At 59.5% G+C, this 17,883-nt stretch carries 16 protein-coding genes; 9 read left to right on the forward strand and 7 right to left on the reverse strand.

Annotated features, from left to right (window positions below; genetic code table 11):
* Nucleotides 1–126: 126 nt before the first annotated feature.
* The 3 genes from JZX89_RS23410 to JZX89_RS23420 form a co-directional block, all read right to left on the reverse strand.
* Entirely contained in the window at nt 127–1,053 is a 927-nt protein-coding gene (locus JZX89_RS23410) for a FecR family protein (RefSeq protein WP_207135470.1), read from the reverse strand.
* Between the two features lie 86 nt (nt 1,054–1,139).
* On the reverse strand, nt 1,140–1,649 hold the full coding sequence (locus JZX89_RS23415) for an RNA polymerase sigma factor (protein WP_207135471.1): 510 nt from the start codon (nt 1,647–1,649) through the stop codon (nt 1,140–1,142).
* A gap of 141 nt (nt 1,650–1,790) precedes the next feature.
* Entirely contained in the window at nt 1,791–2,693 is a 903-nt protein-coding gene (locus JZX89_RS23420) for a hypothetical protein (protein WP_207135472.1), read from the reverse strand.
* Between the two features lie 183 nt (nt 2,694–2,876).
* Here JZX89_RS23420 and JZX89_RS23425 point away from each other — a divergent pair, with 183 nt between their 5' ends.
* Entirely contained in the window at nt 2,877–3,857 is a 981-nt protein-coding gene (locus JZX89_RS23425; protein ID WP_207135473.1) for a 3'-5' exonuclease, read from the forward strand.
* A gap of 46 nt (nt 3,858–3,903) precedes the next feature.
* Here the strand turns inward: JZX89_RS23425 and JZX89_RS23430 are convergent, their stop codons facing one another.
* Entirely contained in the window at nt 3,904–4,620 is a 717-nt protein-coding gene (locus tag JZX89_RS23430; protein ID WP_207135474.1) for a GntR family transcriptional regulator, read from the reverse strand.
* A gap of 84 nt (nt 4,621–4,704) precedes the next feature.
* Entirely contained in the window at nt 4,705–5,535 is an 831-nt protein-coding gene (locus JZX89_RS23435; RefSeq protein WP_207135475.1) for a hypothetical protein, read from the reverse strand.
* 566 nt (nt 5,536–6,101) lie between these two features.
* Between JZX89_RS23435 and JZX89_RS23440 the strand changes: the two genes are divergently transcribed.
* The 5 genes from JZX89_RS23440 (at nt 6,102) to chrA (ending at nt 11,686) form a co-directional block, all read left to right on the forward strand.
* Nucleotides 6,102–7,001: an HlyD family secretion protein gene (locus JZX89_RS23440; RefSeq protein WP_153516727.1), complete on the forward strand. Its 900-nt coding sequence runs from the start codon at nt 6,102–6,104 to the stop codon at nt 6,999–7,001.
* Nucleotides 7,002–7,050: 49 nt separating this feature from the next.
* Nucleotides 7,051–8,919, forward strand: coding sequence for a coiled-coil domain-containing protein (locus tag JZX89_RS23445; protein WP_207135476.1), 1,869 nt, complete (start codon nt 7,051–7,053; stop codon nt 8,917–8,919).
* 227 nt (nt 8,920–9,146) lie between these two features.
* Nucleotides 9,147–9,689 carry a hypothetical protein gene (locus tag JZX89_RS23450; protein ID WP_149901415.1) on the forward strand — a complete coding sequence of 181 codons (543 nt, stop codon included), beginning with the start codon at nt 9,147–9,149 and terminating at the stop codon, nt 9,687–9,689.
* Nucleotides 9,690–9,808: 119 nt separating this feature from the next.
* Nucleotides 9,809–10,291 carry a hypothetical protein gene (locus JZX89_RS23455; RefSeq protein ID WP_207135477.1) on the forward strand — a complete coding sequence of 161 codons (483 nt, stop codon included), beginning with the start codon at nt 9,809–9,811 and terminating at the stop codon, nt 10,289–10,291.
* 186 nt (nt 10,292–10,477) lie between these two features.
* A complete protein-coding gene (gene chrA, locus JZX89_RS23460) occupies nt 10,478–11,686 on the forward strand; it encodes a chromate efflux transporter (protein ID WP_207135523.1) in 1,209 nt (402 codons plus the stop codon).
* 6 nt (nt 11,687–11,692) lie between these two features.
* On the opposite strand, the gene JZX89_RS23465 is transcribed toward chrA, so the two are convergent.
* Nucleotides 11,693–12,571: a LysR family transcriptional regulator gene (locus JZX89_RS23465; protein WP_207135478.1), complete on the reverse strand. Its 879-nt coding sequence runs from the start codon at nt 12,569–12,571 to the stop codon at nt 11,693–11,695.
* A gap of 132 nt (nt 12,572–12,703) precedes the next feature.
* On the opposite strand from JZX89_RS23465, the gene ampC reads away from it, so the two are divergent.
* The 3 genes from ampC (at nt 12,704) to JZX89_RS23480 (ending at nt 16,997) form a co-directional block, all read left to right on the forward strand.
* The gene (ampC, locus tag JZX89_RS23470; protein WP_207135479.1) at nt 12,704–13,861 is read left to right on the forward strand and encodes a class C beta-lactamase; all 1,158 of its coding nucleotides are present in this window, start codon (nt 12,704–12,706) and stop codon (nt 13,859–13,861) included.
* Between the two features lie 200 nt (nt 13,862–14,061).
* Nucleotides 14,062–15,471: a sensor domain-containing diguanylate cyclase gene (locus tag JZX89_RS23475; RefSeq protein WP_207135480.1), complete on the forward strand. Its 1,410-nt coding sequence runs from the start codon at nt 14,062–14,064 to the stop codon at nt 15,469–15,471.
* 197 nt (nt 15,472–15,668) lie between these two features.
* Entirely contained in the window at nt 15,669–16,997 is a 1,329-nt protein-coding gene (locus tag JZX89_RS23480; RefSeq protein ID WP_207135481.1) for a solute carrier family 23 protein, read from the forward strand.
* Here JZX89_RS23480 and JZX89_RS23485 read toward each other — a convergent pair.
* Nucleotides 16,994–17,842 carry a LysR family transcriptional regulator gene (locus tag JZX89_RS23485; protein WP_174375005.1) on the reverse strand — a complete coding sequence of 283 codons (849 nt, stop codon included), beginning with the start codon at nt 17,840–17,842 and terminating at the stop codon, nt 16,994–16,996. The genes JZX89_RS23480 and JZX89_RS23485 overlap by 4 nt on opposite strands.
* Nucleotides 17,843–17,883: the final 41 nt, after the last annotated feature.

Consider the following 17,883-nt stretch of genomic DNA (forward strand, 5'->3'; position numbering starts at 1 on the left):
GCCGCCTTGCTGCGGCCTCTGATAGGGAAGACGACCGAGGCGCAGGAACCCGAAAAGATTTGTGGAGTTTTTTTGTAATATTTTTCGGATCGTCCGGAATCCAGGGCTGTCTCCGGTTTGAACGGTTCAGACGAGCAGCAGTATTCCGCCTGCGCCGACCGCATGAAGATGCAGGGTTTCTTCAAGGTGGGCGATAATGTCCTGCGGCCGGTTGAGCTGAAAGACGCCGGAGACGTGCAGGGAGCGCAGGCTTTGACGGGTAATGATGATCCTGCCGCGCCGGTGGCGGTTCAGGCTCGCGACGATGTCTTCCAGCGGACGGTTGTTGAAGACCAGCATGCCTTCACGCCATGCCGATGCCGTCTCGAGGTCGATTGCCGATTTTTCCCCAAGGCCAGCGTTCGAATAGACGATTGCCTCTCCGGGAAGCAGCTGCGCATCGCCGAGACAGTGCACGCTGAGCGGGCCGGACAGGCATTCCACGGTTACGCCACTGGCATTATGGGTGACGCTGAACGTGCCGCCAGAGGTCTGCACACGACCATTGCCGGCTTTGACCACAAAAGGAATATTCGCCGCCTGCTGGACGGTGAAGACTGCAGCACCTGCCGTGAGATCGAATTGCCGTTCGCCGCGCTCCAGCGACAGGGCGGAGCCGCCGTCGAGAAAAGCGGTCGATCCATCCGGGAGGCTGACATTCTGCTGCTCGCCGACACCAGTTGAAAAATCCGCGAGCATTGCGCCGATGGAGGGCAGGTAACCGAGTTCCGGCAGCGCGACGGCAATGCCGGCAAGGCCGGCGGCAAGGCTGCCGCCCACCAGAAAGGATCGTCTGGATGTGGCTTTGACGCGGGTCTGCGTCTGCGCTTGCAGGGCCGGGCCAAGATCGCGCCAGAGCGCCGACGCCTCGATGAAGGCGCGTTCGTGATCGGCGCTGAGGCTGCGCCAGTGGCGGAGCGCCTCCGTATCCTCGACCGTGGCCGCGCCGGAGCACAGCCTGACGATAAAGGACGTGGCCATTCTTCTGAGCGCATCGGATCCTTCGTTCAACACGCAACCCCTATCAAAAAACCGTCTGGATGCCGGAATTTCACATGAACCTCATTAGCTCTAACGATCACAAACGGTAAATCCGAAAATTATCTGCGCCGCTCATGTCCCATTTTCTCGATGCAGTAGTTGAGGGCGCGGTTGATCTCCATCTCCACCGTGCGGGTGGAGACATGGAACTCCGCCGCGATCTCGGCATAGGGATGAAATTCCAGCCGCGCCGCGACCAGCATCCTTCTCTGTCGATCCGGCAGTTCACCGATGACCCGCATAAGCTGCCGAATCTGGTCGCGGTCGATCACCTGCTGGTCTGGACCCGGGCGCTCGTCGCGGATGGAAAGAGCGTCCTCGATCTGTTCGGTCGTGGCCCGGTGCCTGCGTCCCCGCCCGTGATCAATTGCCAGCGACCTGGCGATGCGCTTGAGATAAGGCAGTGGTGCTGCGGATGCATTCGAGCTGTTTCTCGCCAGCTTGATCCACGCCTCATGGGCAAGATCCTCGGCATCCTCGCGCGAACCCGTCATCCGCGTCAGATATCGCTTGATATCCGACTGGGTTTTCAGGAATGCCGAAAGGAATTTGTCGTCGCGCTGCGTCATGACCGACCTGGAGATTGAACTTCAGGCGATACCCCGTGGCAGACGCAAATTCAATACTTAACTAAAATAATCATGTTAAAGCCGGCACGGCCGTGATCGCGGCGGCCGTGCATGTCCGAGCCGCCCCGGCCTGGGAAGGTGTTACAGCTGCATCTTGATCGTCAGCATATATTCGGTGCCTTTCGCCCGGTCTCGGGTGCGGGACACTTCAAGGGTGACTTTTTCCAGCTTGTGCTCGAGGCTTTCCTTGATCGTTCCGCCGGGCGTGTCCTCGCGGCGCAACGAGGTATTGCCATAACCAATGCCGATTTTGCGCGTGATGGCGTTTTCCGTATAGGTTCTTCCGAACATGGCAGACGTCTGCCCGCTGCGGACAGTCGCGTCGAACCCACGGGAATCGATGTCGCGATAGGCCGAGCCGCTGATCGAATTGTCCGACTGGCTATAGCTGCCACCCGCACTTATTCTGGCAAGTCGGTGTCCGTCGTGCTCAAGCGACACATTGCCGTCGGCGGAAGGTCCGAAACGCCCGCCGTTCATGCTGTCCTTGTAGGTGAAGCGGAAGCGGCCGCTGCGGGCATCGACCTGATAATTGTAGGAGGCGTCGCCGCTGCGCACCTGAATGCCTGGGGCCGGTTCGCTGCCAAGGATCGGCGAAACCTTGTCGGCGAAATTGAAGAGGGGTCTGGTGACCTGTTCGAATTCCGTCTGCGACAGCTGAACGGGCTTTCCCTCCGCATCGAAACCGCCGACCGCGAGGCAGGGGCGCTGATTGATGACGCTTTTCAGGGCAAACAGCGTGCAATTGTCGCTGGTCATGCCGGCAATGGCGGCGTGGACGGAGTTGCGCAGTGTATAGCTGCCGCAGCAGGAAAAGGCGTCGTTATCGGCGCTCGCATCTCTCGTATAACCGGTGAAGACGATGCCGCTTGCTCCGGTGGAAATGTTCACATTGGCGAATTGCGGGCCGCTTTGCAGCGGAAACAGCTTCAACCGGCTCTGGTCAGCGAGCGTTTTCGGGTTGGAAAGCGATGGGATCGGCATTCGTTTTCTCTCCTTGAACACGGAACAGTGTTTCCCTTCTAACACCGCAACGAGAAGGTGCAACCCGCAACCTGTGTGGGTCAGTTTCTGTGGATGAAAGCAACCGCTGTTGTTACCGTGAGCCTCTGCACATATGCTGGACTACTTAAATCACGATTTCCGGACACGGCGGACAGGCGCATAATGAGCTCCCAGTTGGATTTTTTCGGTTCCGCGGCGGCGCGGCTTCCCCAGGGTGAACGGGGGCGAAAAGCGGCCGGTCGCGAAACGGCACAGAAGAACGTTGCGGATGACGAGACGCTTGCCGGATATCTTGAATCTACGGGAAATTACCGTGTTTCACGCCGGCTCATGCCGCGTACCGTCGTTGACAAACCGCGGCCGGAGTTCCCCCGTCAGGGCATTATCCTTGATACCGAAACCACGGGCCTCAATCATCGAACCGACGAAATCATCGAGATCGGTGTCATCGCCTTCACATTCGACGATCATGGCGCGATCGGCGACGTTACCGGCGTCTATGGCGGCCTGCGGCAGCCCGGCGTCACTATCCCGGAAGAGATCACGCGCCTGACCGGGATCACCGACGAGATGGTCGCCGGACAGGTGATCGACATGGACCGCCTGAGCGCGCTTGTTGCCCGGGCGGATCTGATCATCGCCCATAATGCCGGCTTTGACCGTCCGTTCTGCGAGGCCTTCTCGCCGATTTTCCGTGAGAAGGCATGGGCCTGTTCGGTTTCCGAGATCGACTGGCGGGCGCGGGGTTTTGAAGGCAGCAAGCTTGCCTATCTGATTGGACAGTCCGGTTATTTCCACGACGGCCATCGCGCTGTCGATGATTGTTTTGCGCTTCTGGAGGTGCTGGGTCATGCGCGTGCGGGGCAGGGCGAAGCCCCCTTCGCAGAACTGCATCAGGCAAGCCAGCGCTCAAGGGTCCGCATTTATGCGGAAAACAGCCCCTTCGATATGAAGGATCATCTGAAAAAGCGCGGCTACCGCTGGTCGGATGGTTCGGATGGCCGGCCGAAAGCCTGGTGGGTGGAAGTAGCCGAAGAAAAGCTCGATGAGGAGCTGCATTTCCTGCGGACCGAGATTTACCGCTGGGAGGCCGATCCCCCGGTCAAGCACCTCACAGCTTTCGACCGCTTCAAGGCTAACTAGCGCATTCGTGTCCGAGCAACCGACATTGCCGGCCATCCGCCAGCGATCAGGAGAGCGGTGCCAGCGCGTTTCTCAGGCTGACACCCTGCTTCGGCTGCAGATCGAGATCGGCCTCGATATGATCGAGGTGATGGATCATAAGATCTGAAGCGCCTTTTGCATCGCCCTTTGCGACAAGCTCGAGAATGGCAAGGTGTTCATTGTGGCCGCAGCTCGAAATACCCGAGCGGCCATAAAGGGCGACGACCAGCGAGGAGCGGGCGACCAGTTCATCCATAAACCGCTGGAGGATGACATTGCCTGATAGAGCCGCCAGCATGAGATGGAAATCGCCCGAGGCCTTTATTTCCGCCCGGCGCGCGGCCGGGCCACGTTCATTCATATATTGCGCCTCTTCGACGAGGTGATGCTGAAACCGCACAATATCCGCAGGCGTGATGTGCTCCACCGCAGCCGCAATGATGCCCGGCTCGATCAGGCGGCGCGAGGCGAAAATCTGGCGCGCTTCTTCCGGCGAGGGCGTGGAAACGAAGGCCCCACGGTTACGCTCGGTCTTCACCAGCCCCTCGAAGGCCAAAATCTGCAAAGCGGCGCGCGCCACCGTGCGGCTCACGTCGAAAAGCGCCCCGACCTCCGCCTCCGGGAGCTTCGTTCCCGGCGCGATCCGCCGGTCGATGATGGCATTGCGCAGGGATTCGCGGATCAGGAGCGAGCGATCCTCGATTGTGGCATCCACGGCTGGGGTCTTTTCTGGCAGGGTCATGTCACGCATCCGGTATCGCTTCTTCTAACCCGGCGGTGTCGGTTTTCCTAGTGGCGCCATTGTCGCGAGCAACCGCTGATGCCGTCAGGCTCTCAAAATCCCCAGCCACACGACAACAAATGCCAGTTGATGGGCGAGATCCCTTTGCACATTCTGCAATGTCCTGTCGCTTAGAAGTATGCGGGACCCGTCCCTCTTCAGAATGGTCAGACGTTCTGCCTTGGCCAATAGGGCGGTGACCTGGGCGCGGCTTACCCCATAGGCGCGCGCCGCCGCCTTGCGGGAAAACTCACAATCTGAAGCATCGGATTTGCTGGTTTTGGCCGCAGACAGCAGATCCAGCAGCAGCGGAAAACCGGGGGCATGGCCCAGGAACATCAGGGTTTCCATTGATGCCGGGATAAACTCCTGCGGTTGCTTCAAAAGCCAGCCGACGCCATCGATAAGGCTGTTGATGCCGATGTCATCTTTCGCCGGCCTGTCCATAACCGGTTGCGCCTCCCATGGCGCGGCTGCGGCAAGATAAGCCTCGGCGAGCGTCTCGATCGCCATGATCAGCCAGCCACACAACGACCACGGACGTTCGCGGTTGTCGTCACGGGGTTGATGCCGCCGGGCGGCGCCTTCGAGTTCCAGCCAGTCGATCAAGGCCCGTGTCCTGCGGCTGGAGGCCCAGCCCCGGGGGACGACGATCGCCTGAACCGCAGCCAGGGTAAATTGGCCGCCATGGATCGACGCCAGAGCGATGGCGCACAGTATCGTTGCGAATGCGCCGAAATCACCGATGGCGCGGACGAGGCGCGGCTCCTGCTTGAAGACCGTCGATATCTGCGAGCAAAAACGGATGGCAGTGTCGTCAAAAGCGGCATCATTCAGGATCCGGTTTGCAAGGGGTGTCAGCCTCTCCTGAAGCATGTCCGGCTGCGGCCGAACGGGGTCTCCTTGCGGGAGCGATTTTGAATCCTGCGCAACTGCTTTTCCAGATGCCTTTCTCTCACGGAATTCTAAGTTTCGCTACTTTATGGCGAATTTCAAAATATGAATTTTGTTCGCCGGCTGCGGCCGTTCAGGCTCGCATGACAGCTGAAATGTTCCGGGTTCGGGAGATGCGTGCAATTTGTTGCACTCCCGCGCCGCTCTCCTTGAGGGTATTAAAAAATACTCTCATAAATTGAGTGTTAAAGGACGCATTGAAATATGTGCCCTTTTGGAACGGTTTGCGAGGGCGGCGATAATAACAATTTTATCGTCTGTTTTTATTGCATAATTTTATTTGGCTTCGGACATAAAATCTTTCGTTGGGCAATCGAAAACACAATCTTTGATGGTTGTTTTTTCGGCCTTGACGGAGTGGCGAAAACTGCATTCCGAAGCCGCCTGGCATCCGCATGTTTCTACCGAGTTTCTGGCGCGTCCGGCAGCAATGCCGGGTGGGCCAAGGCACGTCCATTCACCACAATTCTCAGAAGGAGGATAAAGCGATGCAACTTCGACATGTTATTTTTGCCGGCCTTGCGGCAATCGCGATGCAGTTTGATATTCCGTCCATGGGCCAGCCGGCCATTGCAAATGCGGCCGCCCTCACCACCGAGCAGGTGGCGGCTTTCCAGTCAAAACTTGAACAGGCGGAAGCAAGCCGGGAGCTGCTCGGCCGCCGATCCGTGTGCCTGATGGAACATCTGACGGCGCAACAGCAGCTCAGCGCCGAACGGGAGAGGGCGCTGGGAGAGGCCATGTACCTGCAGATCGAGCTGGAACGGCAGGTGGCGCAGTCCGAAACCAGCGTGAAGGGCTACGAGGAGCTGGTTCAGTCCGAGAGCGAGAACGTCAGGGCGCGTCAGGCCACCTTCGAAAAAGCCCGTAGGGAAAGGGACGAGCAGGCCAAGAGAGTAACGATATGCAGCGGCGTCCTCTTCTTCCTGCCGGGAATTTGCCAGGCCGGTGACGCCGCGGTCAAGGCGTTCGGCTGGATGAACGACGCGGAGAGGGAATACCGCATCGCACAACCGCGGCTGGACAATGCCCGGGCGGCGCTTGAGGGCGTTCGCAACCAGCTCGAAAACAATCGCCGCCAGCTGATAGCGGCGCAGCAGAGCCACGCGGAAAACCAGAGTGCGGTGAAAAATCTGGAAGAGCAGATCACCAGGCTCAAAGCGGCGATTTCCACCATCAACGGCAAGGTTCAGGACTTCAACATTCAGGTCGGCAACTTCACCAATGCTCTGAAGGAAGCGAGCGAGGTCAATCCTGACGACGCGAAAATACGCCAGGTCGACCGGTTGTCCGCCGAGATCGACGGCCTGACCAAGGACGTGCCGCAGTTCATTTCCTCCACCGAGGCCGGACTGCCTGAAGACGCCAGGAAACAATGCGGATCGTGAACGATCAACCCCATGACTGTCCGTAACAACCATTAACAGGAGCATGAAAATGAATAATGTCGTGACCTTTGAAAGCCGGGAAGCCAAAATCAAAAGCGAGATCGACGCCAGTGTCGATACGATCCTTTCGCAGCCGAAGTTTAATCTTCCCAAGTCAGATACGGCGCTCGTCCGGTCCTATGTCGACAAGATCCAGGGAACTTACGATGTCGAGCGGGCCAAGCGCGATACCGACAACGCGATCGATCTGCTCTACATCGCCTACAACACCACCCCGCAGGAGGAAGGCGACGTTCGCGTGCGCATCAGCGCGATCATGAACAAGCTGATAACGGCGCAGCAGAAAAGCGAACTCACCATGCGAAACGCGATGGATGAGGCCGGCAGGATCGGCAAGGCGATCGCCGATCTGTTCCCGGACTGGCTCGACGTCCGGGAGGGAAACGATCAGGCCGAGATCAAGGCATTTGTCTCCAATGATCTGATTAAACTCGCCAAAAACGTCCGCGACAGGGCGCTGAGTGTTCGCAACGAGCTTCTGGTTATCGCGTCCACCTATGATGTCATCATCAAGGACACGGTGCAGACAACGGACAAGAGCGAAACCGTTTTGAGCAAACGGCTTGTCGACAAGGCCGCGATTGAACGGGAAATCACCGAAGCGGGCGCGCGACGCGAACAGCTTGAATCGCTCGTCAACGACCTGAGGGTGCAGGTCGCCGAATTCGAGAAAAAAGCGAGTGAATACGAGAAGCGCGCCAATACGGCAGAGCAACGCGCATTTGTCATGTCGATCGTTCGTGTTGGCGCGCAGATGATCTCAAGCGCCATTCCCGCCATCGCCATGGTGGCTGGTGGTCCTGCCTCGATGCTGGCGTCTTCGGTCGGCGGCGCGCTTTCGGGGCAACCCAAGGGTGGTCAGGATGCCGATGGGCAGGGGCAGGGCGGAGGCTCGCGCAACCCGGCGACAGGCGGCGGCAAGAGCGATGCAGCCGCCAAGCAGAGTGAGCTTTCCGAACAGAAAGCCGAGCTCCGCAAAAGCCAGGAAAAGCGCGATGCCTTGAAGGGCGATATCAAATCGCTGGAGGAATCGAAGTCGAAGCTGGCGGATGAGGCTACAGGCGCCGATCCGAAATCGAGCAAGGCGGTCGAACTTGCTGAACTCGAAAAACGTCTGAAGGCGCGGTCTGACGAACTCAAGACGCAGGAGGAAAAGGTTGCAAAGCAGGAAACCATCGTTTCCAGCCTGCAGGCTTCGCTCGATGCCCTGGACAAGGGGCTGGGCAAGCTTTCCGACGAGCAACAGCAACAGGCGGCGAGCCTGCGCGAAATCCAGATGCAAATGATCGACAAGGCGGAAGCCTATGAAAAGGAACGCCGCACCCAATCCGCCGAACTGGTGAAAATCAACGCCCTGCTCAAAGGCAAGCAGACCGAAGACGACAAAATCCAGCTTGCGGTCCAGTCGCTGAATGTCAGTCTCTCGGCCCTGAAGCGCATGAAGGAGATCATCGAGGAGGTTGCATTTTTCTTCAAGACCTTCGCCGACTTCATGCAGGCCATCGCCGATGACGCCCAGCACCAGATCAGCGGCATCGAAAGCGTTGCCGAACTGGAAGTCATTCGAAAGAACCGCTTCGCGCAGCTCGTCCGCTCCGTCGATGAGTTTTTCGTCAGGCAAACCGGTCAATGGCATGCGGTTGTGATTGTCTGCGACAGGTTCAGCCGCAGTTTTGCGGATGGCTGGTCGAAGCTGAACAAGCTGCAAGGCAAATATCTCTCGGGCATCGAACTGACGAACTATATGGCCGAGGCCTCGGTGAAACTCACCGAGATCGTCGCCGAACGCGAAGCCGCAGCAGATGCAAAGATCGCATCGTTGCAGGCCTATCGTGCGGATCTGAACAAAAGCGCCTGATGCGCCAGAGACTGCCATTCCTGTCCCGGCCCGGCAGGAAGCGTATCCATGGTCTCAGCCGGAATCGTCCCCTTGGCATGGATCATGGGCAATGTCCTGCCGGCGAATATGCCGGCAGGACGGCTAGGAACGAAATCTCACCATTCACCAACGCAAAATCAACGACGGGCATCCGGACGCCATCGAAGCGCAACCTGTGCTGCGTCATTTTCAAGAAGGAGAAGACCGTGCCGACAGTCAACAACCCTCCCGTTTTGGTCCCTCAGGGCACCCCCGCCTGGTGCTTTGCCGCCGTCGAGCAGATGGTGCGGGCCTATCGTGGGCTTCCTGCGGCCACGCAATACGACATTGCGAGACGCAATACCGCAGCGCTCGCGACCGTCGACCCGCAGGTTCAGGAACGCTGGGAGCTGGCGCAGGTTCTGGATCAATCCGCTGGCATCCTTGAACTGGGCGGGGCAAATCCGAACAGCAATATCGTCAAGCTGGTTTCCAGCCAGTGGAATGCCTTCGATCACACAACGACCAACGGCCACTTCGTCAATGGTCTGACCACCGATATCGTCAGACACGAGATCGACAACAACCGCGTCTTCGTGATCGGCACGGAGTACCATTATTACCTCGTCTACGGCTACACCGTGGATGGCAAGGATCTCGAACTTCATATCCTCGATCCATGGCCGGCCGGGCGGGGTGGCACCAGAACACGCATCGGCCTGCAGGAGTTCCTGGGAATGCCGGCCCGCGTCGCCATCACCTTCGGCTAGGCCGCCAACCACACTCCCTTCGATTGCCGGTCGGCACCGAAGCAACCAAAAATTCCACCATGCGATCCTGCACGTCAACGTCCGGGACAGGTGGCTCATGTCCAAAAAAGGAGACACACATGCCAATTCTCAGCAATTTCGTGGTCAAGCATATCCGGCCCTTCGGTAAAGCGGGTTATAATGCTTTCGGCAATGACCAGACCATCGAGTTCCTATCAAGCCTCGGGCTTAGCACGGGGGATATCGCCAATATCTTTGCCGCATGGCGTCTTGCGGCCCTGGCTGATCCTGTCGGCGAGAGCAATCTTCTCGTTGCGGCAGCAAATGCGCTGGCGCAGGCGCGATGGGAAAACCTTTATGAGACCCAGATGAGCACGGTGCTTTTCCTCGATGATGTCCAGCTCGAATCCCTCAGCCATCTCGAACCCGGGGCGAACCGCAATTTTTCGTGGCGATCCCCGACCCCCATCGCCGCCGCAGTGACTATCCACAACGGCAGCAACAGGCATCACATCATCTGGGAGGCAACGGGTTTTTCCGGCGGCACCGATGAAAATGGCTGGATTTCGCACTTCGCCGACCTCTTGCCGACCGGGCGATAGGCCCTTCGCCGGATAGTCGCCAAACGACACCGGAAAGTTATCGTAACTTTCCGGTGTCGTTGCGGCCAGCCCCTTCATATGCCTGTCATAATGGTATCTGATACCGAAACCGTTTTTAGGCTGATATGTGTTGACGAATAGCCGTTGCACGCAGGGAGTTCTTTGGTGAAATCGTCAACGCGAATCATGGAGACCGAAGTGCGCAGCCATAGGCACGGCACGCCCGGTGAAGTTTTTGCCGCTTTCCTGAAACTCGGTGTCACTTCTTTCGGCGGTCCCATCGCCCATCTCGGTTATTTTCGCGATGAGCTGGTCGTCCGGCGCAAATGGATCGACGAGGCCGGTTATGCCGATCTCGTGGCGCTTTGTCAGTTTCTTCCCGGCCCGGCCTCCAGCCAGGTGGGTTTCGCGCTCGGGCTTTTGAGGGCCGGGCCGCTCGGCGCTATGGCGGCATGGACGGCTTTTACCCTGCCATCCGCCATCCTGCTTTTGCTGTTCGCCACCATCGCCGCTTCGATCGAGGGGCCGGTGGGCACCGGCCTGCTGCATGGCCTCAAGATCGTCGCCGTCGCCGTGGTGGCGCAGGCGGTCTGGGGCATGGCAAAAAGCCTTGCGCCGGATCGGCAGCGGGCCAGCATCGCGCTCGCCGGCATCGTCTGTGTGGTTTTTCTGGCTGGAGCCTTCGGACAAATCCTGGCGCTTGCCGTGGGTGCCATTGCCGGGCTTGCTTTCTGTCGCAACGGTGCGGTGCGGGAAGCTGCCCATCTTCAGTTCCGGGTGCCGAAAAGCGTCGGATATATCGCGCTCGCTGCCTTCATCCTGCTCCTCGGCCTGTTGCCGCTGCTTGCGGCGGTGGCGGGATCGCAGGGTCTCTCGTTGTTCGATGCGTTTTATCGCGCCGGCGCGCTGGTCTTCGGCGGCGGGCATGTGGTCCTGCCGCTGCTGCAGTCCGAAGTCGTCGCCACCGGCTGGGTGACGGAGGATGCATTTATCGCCGGATATGGAGCGACACAGGCCGTTCCCGGCCCGCTTTTCACCTTTGCCGCCTATCTCGGCGCGGTGGTTGGGCCGCAGCCAAACGGCGTTTTCGGTGCAGCCATCGCCCTTGTCGCGATCTTCCTGCCGGGCATGTTGCTTCTCATTGGCGCACTGCCCTTCTGGGAAGGGTTTCGCCGGCATCTTCTGGCGCAGGCGGCCATGCGTGGTGCAAATGCCGCCGTCGTCGGCATTCTTGGTGCTGCACTTTATGATCCGGTGTGGACCAGCGCCATCTTCACCCCGAAGGATTTCACGCTGGCCCTTGCGGGTTTCATCCTGTTGACGGTGTGGAAGACCCCGCCATGGGTCGTGGTGGTGATCTGCGCTGCCGGCGGTGTTCTGCTGGCGCTGCTGTAAGCCTCCTCAGGTAAGCCCCGCATGGGTCAACATCCAGTCCGAGAAGGCCTGCATGGCGGATGTCTGCGGTTTTGATTGCAGCCGCGTCAGCCAGTAGCTTCCAAGCGATATGGTGACGGGGAAGGGCTGGATGATTGCCCCGGACGCCAGATGCCGCGAAAACATCGATGGCGGCGCCAGCGCCACGCCCAGCCCCTGCAGCGCGGCCTCCATCATGCCGAGCGAGGTATCGAAAACGATCCCGGCATTCACCTGCGCTGTGGGCGTCACGCCGGCGGCCGCAAACCATGTGCTCCATTCGTCGGACCGGTAGCTGCGCAAAAGCGTCGCCTCGACAAGATGGGCAGGTGTTTTTAAAGTCTCCGCCAGTTTGGGCGTGCAAAGCGGCGAAAGCGGCGCATCGAAAAGCCGGAAGGCATCGGTGCCGTGCCATGAACCCTGACCGAAGCGGATGGCAAAATCCAGCCCTTCGGCCGCCATGTCCACCCGGTTATTGTTGGTGGAAACCCTGATATCGATGAAGGGATGCTGCTTTTGAAAGTCCTTCAGCCGCGGCAGAAGCCAGCCGACGGCAAAGGTGCCAACAACCCCCAGAAACAGCAATTCACGCACCTGTCCGGCCTCGATCCTGTCGAGCGTCGTCGCCATCTGATCGAAGGAACTGGAGACGGTGGGCAGAAGCGCTTCACCCTCGGCAGTGATTTTCAACCCGCGCGGAAGCCGCTGAAACAGCGAGACGCCCAGCCGCTTTTCCAGCACCTTCACCTGCTGGCTCACCGCCGCCTGCGTGACGCAGAGTTCGATGGCCGCGCGCGTGAAGCTGAGATGTCTTGCCGATGCCTCGAAGGCCCGAAGACCGTTTAAGGGAAGGAATTGCCGAACCATTTGAGGCCTAGATTTTCTTGTATCTCTTCCGAGATATCATGGTTTGTTCGTGCAAAGTAGGGCGGCTAAAGCTCTTTCGCTGGGACGGTGCAAACGCCGGTCATCTACCTGAGGTTTTGGAGAATGCGAAAGATGAAACTCAATCACGGAAATATTGCCTTTGCCGCGCTGCTCTCGGCCGGCCTGTTCACACAGGCCTCCGCCGCCGATGAGGCGAAGTTGAAGGCGATAACGGATGCCGTGATAAAGCCGGTCATGGAGAAAAACGGCATTCCGGGTCTGGCTGTCGCCATCAGTGTCGGCGGCGAAAATCACGTCTTCACCTATGGCGTCATGTCCAGGAGCACCGGCCAGCCGGTCACGCCGCAGACCTTGTTCGAGCTCGGCTCGATCAGCAAGACATTCACGGTGTCGCTCAGCACCTATGCCGAAATGAATGGCCAGCTGTCGCTGTCCGGCAAGGTTGCGGATTATCTTCCGTCCATGAAGGGCAGACCGTTCGGCGATGTTACGCTGATGCATCTCGGCACCCACACCGCCGGCGGCTTTCCGTTGCAGGTACCAGATAACGTCAAGACGGAACAGCAGCTTCTGGCCTATCTCAAGGACTGGAAGCCCTCCTACAAGGCCGGGACCCACCGCACCTATGCCAATCCCAGCATTGGGATGCTGGGTTATGTCACCGCAAAGGCAATGGGCCAGAGCTTTGATGATGCGATGCAGGGCACGCTGTTGCCCGGACTGGGGCTGAAGAACACCTTTACCGTGGTGCCGAAGGCAAAGATGGGGGATTATGCGCAGGGCTATAAGCGCAGTGGAGAACCGGCCCGCGTGACGCCGGCCATTCTCTCCTCGGAGGCTTACGGCGTCAAATCGTCGGCAAGCGACATGATCCGTTTCGTCAATGCCAATATGGGTCTTGAGACGCTGGACGGAAAAATGCAGCAGGCGCTCCTCAACACCCATACGGGATATTTCGGTGTCGGCGCGATGGTGCAGGACATGGTCTGGGAGCAGTATGCCTATCCGGTTGCCCTGAAGACGCTGGTCGATCTGAATTCCGGCACCCTTTTGAAGACGGTCCCGGTTTCCGAAATCACCCCGCCGATGAAACCGCGTCAGGATGTCCTCATCAACAAAACGGGTTCCACCAATGGTTTTGGCGCCTATGTCGCTTTCATACCGCAGCAGAAACGCGGCGTCGTCATTCTGGCCAATAAAAACTATCCCAATGAGGACCGTGTCGCCCTGGCCTATGAGATTTTGGCGGCGCTTGACAAGGCGCAATAATACGCGCGGGCCGGTCTGCTGCCGGCCACTCCGGCGCGGGAGTTGAATTGCTCCCGCGTCAAGGCGGATTGCGCTTTCGTCGAAACGCCCGCTGGCGTCAGGAACCAAGCGTTAACCGACCTGCCTGAAATTCCCGCTTTGGTAACGGCGATGAAACGTGCCGCGTCGAAAATGACATCCGACAAATAATCGGACCATAAATGACGATGCGTTTCACCCAACTCAGGCTTGCCGGACCGGCCGCAGTGCTTATTGCCATATTGCTGGCGGGGCTGGCGGCCATTCCCTATTATGGTGTTGCGCGTCTGGACGCGGAGCTTCGCCAGCGGCAGGAAACACTGGTCGGGCGCAATATCTCGATATGGATTTCCGATGTGGAGTTTGCCCTGACCGCATGGACGATCTGGGATGAATCCATCGCCAAGATCGACAATCTGTTCGACCTCGAGTGGACCGACCGAAATATCGGACGGTCGCTCATCGGCACCTCACGCACCCGTTTTGTCAGCATTCTCAACGGCGACGGTGATGTGATCTACTCGAAGACGGATGACGAAGTGCTGCAACGCCCGTTTTTTGCCCGGGGTGCGCCAGTGATTGCGCAGGATGCGCGCTCGCTTGTGGATGCCGTTCGTGCAAAGGAACGCGGCGAAAGGCCGGAGGGCATTCCGCAGCCGATCGCCTTCAGCAAGATCGAGGTGATCGGCGATGACGCCGTCCTTCTGACGGCCAGCCTCTTTCAGTCGGATTTCAGGACAGCGACGCCCCGCAGTGAGCGCGCGCCAGTGCTGATTTCCGCAATCCCCATCGCCGGCAGCCTGCAGGAGTTTCTTGGAAACCGCTTCCTTCTGGACGATGCCTCCGTCGGGCCGGCCGGCAGCGTTCCGGCGGATCGCGCAAGGGTGGAGATCGCCATGGGGCCGAATGGGCAGACACAGGCGTTGTCCTGGCAGCCGTTGACGCCTGCGCGGGATTTGCTTCGCCAATCCCTGCCGCTTGCCGTCACGGTTCTTGTCGTCCTCATAGCCGGCGGCATCTTCGCGGTGCGGATTTCCCGCCGTGCGGTTCAATCGCTTGTCGAGGCCGAAAAACAGATGCGACATGCCGCGACGCATGATTTCCTCACGGGGCTGGCCAACAGGTCGCTTGTCTCTTCCGAATTCGCAAGGCTGTCCCAGCAGGGAGACCTGACTGTCGCCTGCCTTGATCTCGACGGTTTCAAGGTCATCAATGACAGCCACGGACACGCCGCCGGTGATGCATTGCTCAAGGCGGTCGCCGCCCGCCTTCGCGCAGCCTGTCAGGACCGCGACGTGGTGTTCCGGTTGGGCGGTGACGAGTTTGCCGTGTTGATGCCCGCCATTTCCCCTGCCGAAGCCGAAATGCGCTGCCGGCAGCTGTGCCTGCTTCTCTCCGAGCCCTATGTTGTCGATGACAGCGTGATGATCATCGGTGCGTCCTTCGGATTGAGCAGCGTCATCGGGGCGGAAACGTCCTGCGACGAGGCCTTCCGCTGTGCTGACGAGGCGCTTTATCGCGCCAAGGGTGAAGGCCGCGGCAAGGTCATGACATCGGTCTGCGAGATCGAACCCGTTCGCCGGTTTGGCTGAACTGAGGGGTGGGTAACCCCTTGATGCCCGATGACAGCAGCCGGCAATCGCGCTACCGGAGATAGGATGCGCCGCCACCGATTCGGTCCGGGACGACGGTCGCATATCACATAAAGACAAATCTTTTTATGCGGCTGCGATCTGCAACGGGGACGTTCGTCAAATCGCGCTGGCCGCTTTCTGGGGGACAGACGACGATGAGCGATACAGGTGGCTATTTTCCGCGCTGGCGATTGAAAACCGAAGGGCGCATCATGCCTGATGAGCGGTTGCCCGCCGGGCAGACTGCGGTTCTCGGTTTGCAGCATGTCGTCGCCATGTTCGGCTCCACGGTGCTTGCGCCGCTGATCATGGGGTTCGATCCGAACGTCTCCATCCTGTTTTCGGGCATCTCGACGCTGATCTTCTTTATCGCCGTCGGTGGCCGCGTGCCGAGCTATCTCGGTTCGTCTTTCGCTTTCATCGGCCCCGTGCTGGTGGCGACAGGTGCGGCCGCGGGTGCGGCAAGCCCGAATATCGCGCTTGCGCTTGGCGGCATCATTGCTGCGGGCGTGCTTTATGCCCTGATAGGCGTCATCGTCATGATTGCCGGCCATAACTGGATCGAACGGCTGATGCCGCCGGTTCTGACCGGTGCCATCGTTGCCGCGATCGGTCTGGTGCTGGCGCCGATTGCCATTGCCAGCGCTTCCGGCACCGGTCCGGGCAATCCCGATGGCGATCAGCTGTCGCGCTGGATTGCGATTTTGACCGTCACATCCGTCGGCGCAATCGCGGTCTATGCGCCCGGCATGGCGCGACGCCTGCCCATTCTCCTCGGCGGCGCCATTGCCTACATCGCCTATCTGGTGCTGGCCAACAGCTTCGGCCTCGGCAAGCCCGTCGATTTTTCCGGCGTTGCGGCCGCCTCCTGGTTCGGGCTGCCAACATTCACAACGCCGGAATTTTCCGCCCCGGCTATCGCGCTGATTGCGCCGGTCGTCGTCATTCTGGTGGCGGAAAACCTCGGACATATAAAGGCGATCGGCGCGATGACCGGCCGCAATCTTGATCCCTATCTGGGCCGCGCCTTCATCGGCGATGGCATCGCCACCATCTTTTCCGCCGCCTTCGGCGGAACGGGAATGACGACTTACGCCGAAAATATGGGCGTCATGGCAATCACCCGCATTTTCTCGACGCTGGTGTTCCTTGTGGCAGCACTGGTCGCCATCCTCCTCGGCTTTTCGCCGAAATTCGGTGCGCTCATTCAAACGATACCGGGGCCTGTCATCGGCGGTCTTTCCGTCGTGGTGTTCGGCCTGATCGCCGCGACCGCCGGGCGCATCTGGGTCGAGAACAAGGTCGATTTTTCCGAACCGCGCAATCTCATCACCGTGGGCATCGCGCTGGTGCTGGGTGCCGGCAACTTCAAGCTCAATGTCGGCGGTTTCACGCTGGATGGTATCGGCACGGCGACGATCGGCGCCATCGTCTTTTACCATCTTCTCAGCCTTGGCGCTCCGGCCCAGGGGAAATCACGCTAAAGACTGAGGCTCGGAAGAACCGCTCGAATGTGATCGCCGAGGGCCTTGGCCGCCGATGATGTCTGGGGATCGGAAAATGCGATGGCTATTCCGATCGTCGGCAGTGGCGGCAGGCCGTTTTTGATGATGTGAAGGTCGGGCGGAACGGCTGTTTTCGTCAGTACGCTGATGGCGTGGCCGGAGCGGGCGATGGCGATGAGGCCGGCAAGGCTGGTGCTGGCAAAGGCAACCCGGTAGCGGCGATTGGCGCTTTCCATGGCATCGCAGGCCGCGCGGTGATCCAGCGTCGCCGGTGCCGAGAGCGCCAGCGGCAGCACGTCCTTGGCCAGAAGATCCGGTTCCGGCCTGTCCGCCACCCAGACGAAACTCTCCCTGCGCAGAACCTCGGGATGATCAGGATCGGCCTGTGAGACCAGCGCCATGTCGATCTGGCGGCGGCGCAGCAGCGGATGCAGCTCGATGGTTGGCGCGCAGACCATCCGCAGGTCGACTTTCGGGTAGGTTGCGCAGAAGCCCCGCAGCAATTCCGGCAGGAAGGCGATGGAATAATCCTCCGGGCATCCAAGGCTGACGGTTCCCTGAAGGATCGCCTCGCTCATATCCGCAAGGATTTCATCATGCCGGGCAAGCAGCGCATTGGCATGCGCAAGCAGCTTTTCTCCCGCCGCAGTGACCCGCACCCCTGAACCCGTTCGCTGCAGCAGGCTGTGGCCCACCTGTTCCTCAAGTCGCTGCATCTGCGTGCTGAGCGCCGATTGCGTGCGCCCGACCTGCATGGCGGCGACGCTGATGGAGCCGGCGCGGGCGACGATGACGAAGTTTTTCAGAAGCGTAAGGTCGAGCATGGCGATATCAAAATTATCGATATCTGCTTCAGATACTATCA

Origin of the sequence: Agrobacterium burrii, assembly GCF_017313405.1 — a bacterium.
Classification (GTDB): Bacteria; Pseudomonadota; Alphaproteobacteria; order Rhizobiales; family Rhizobiaceae; genus Agrobacterium; species Agrobacterium burrii.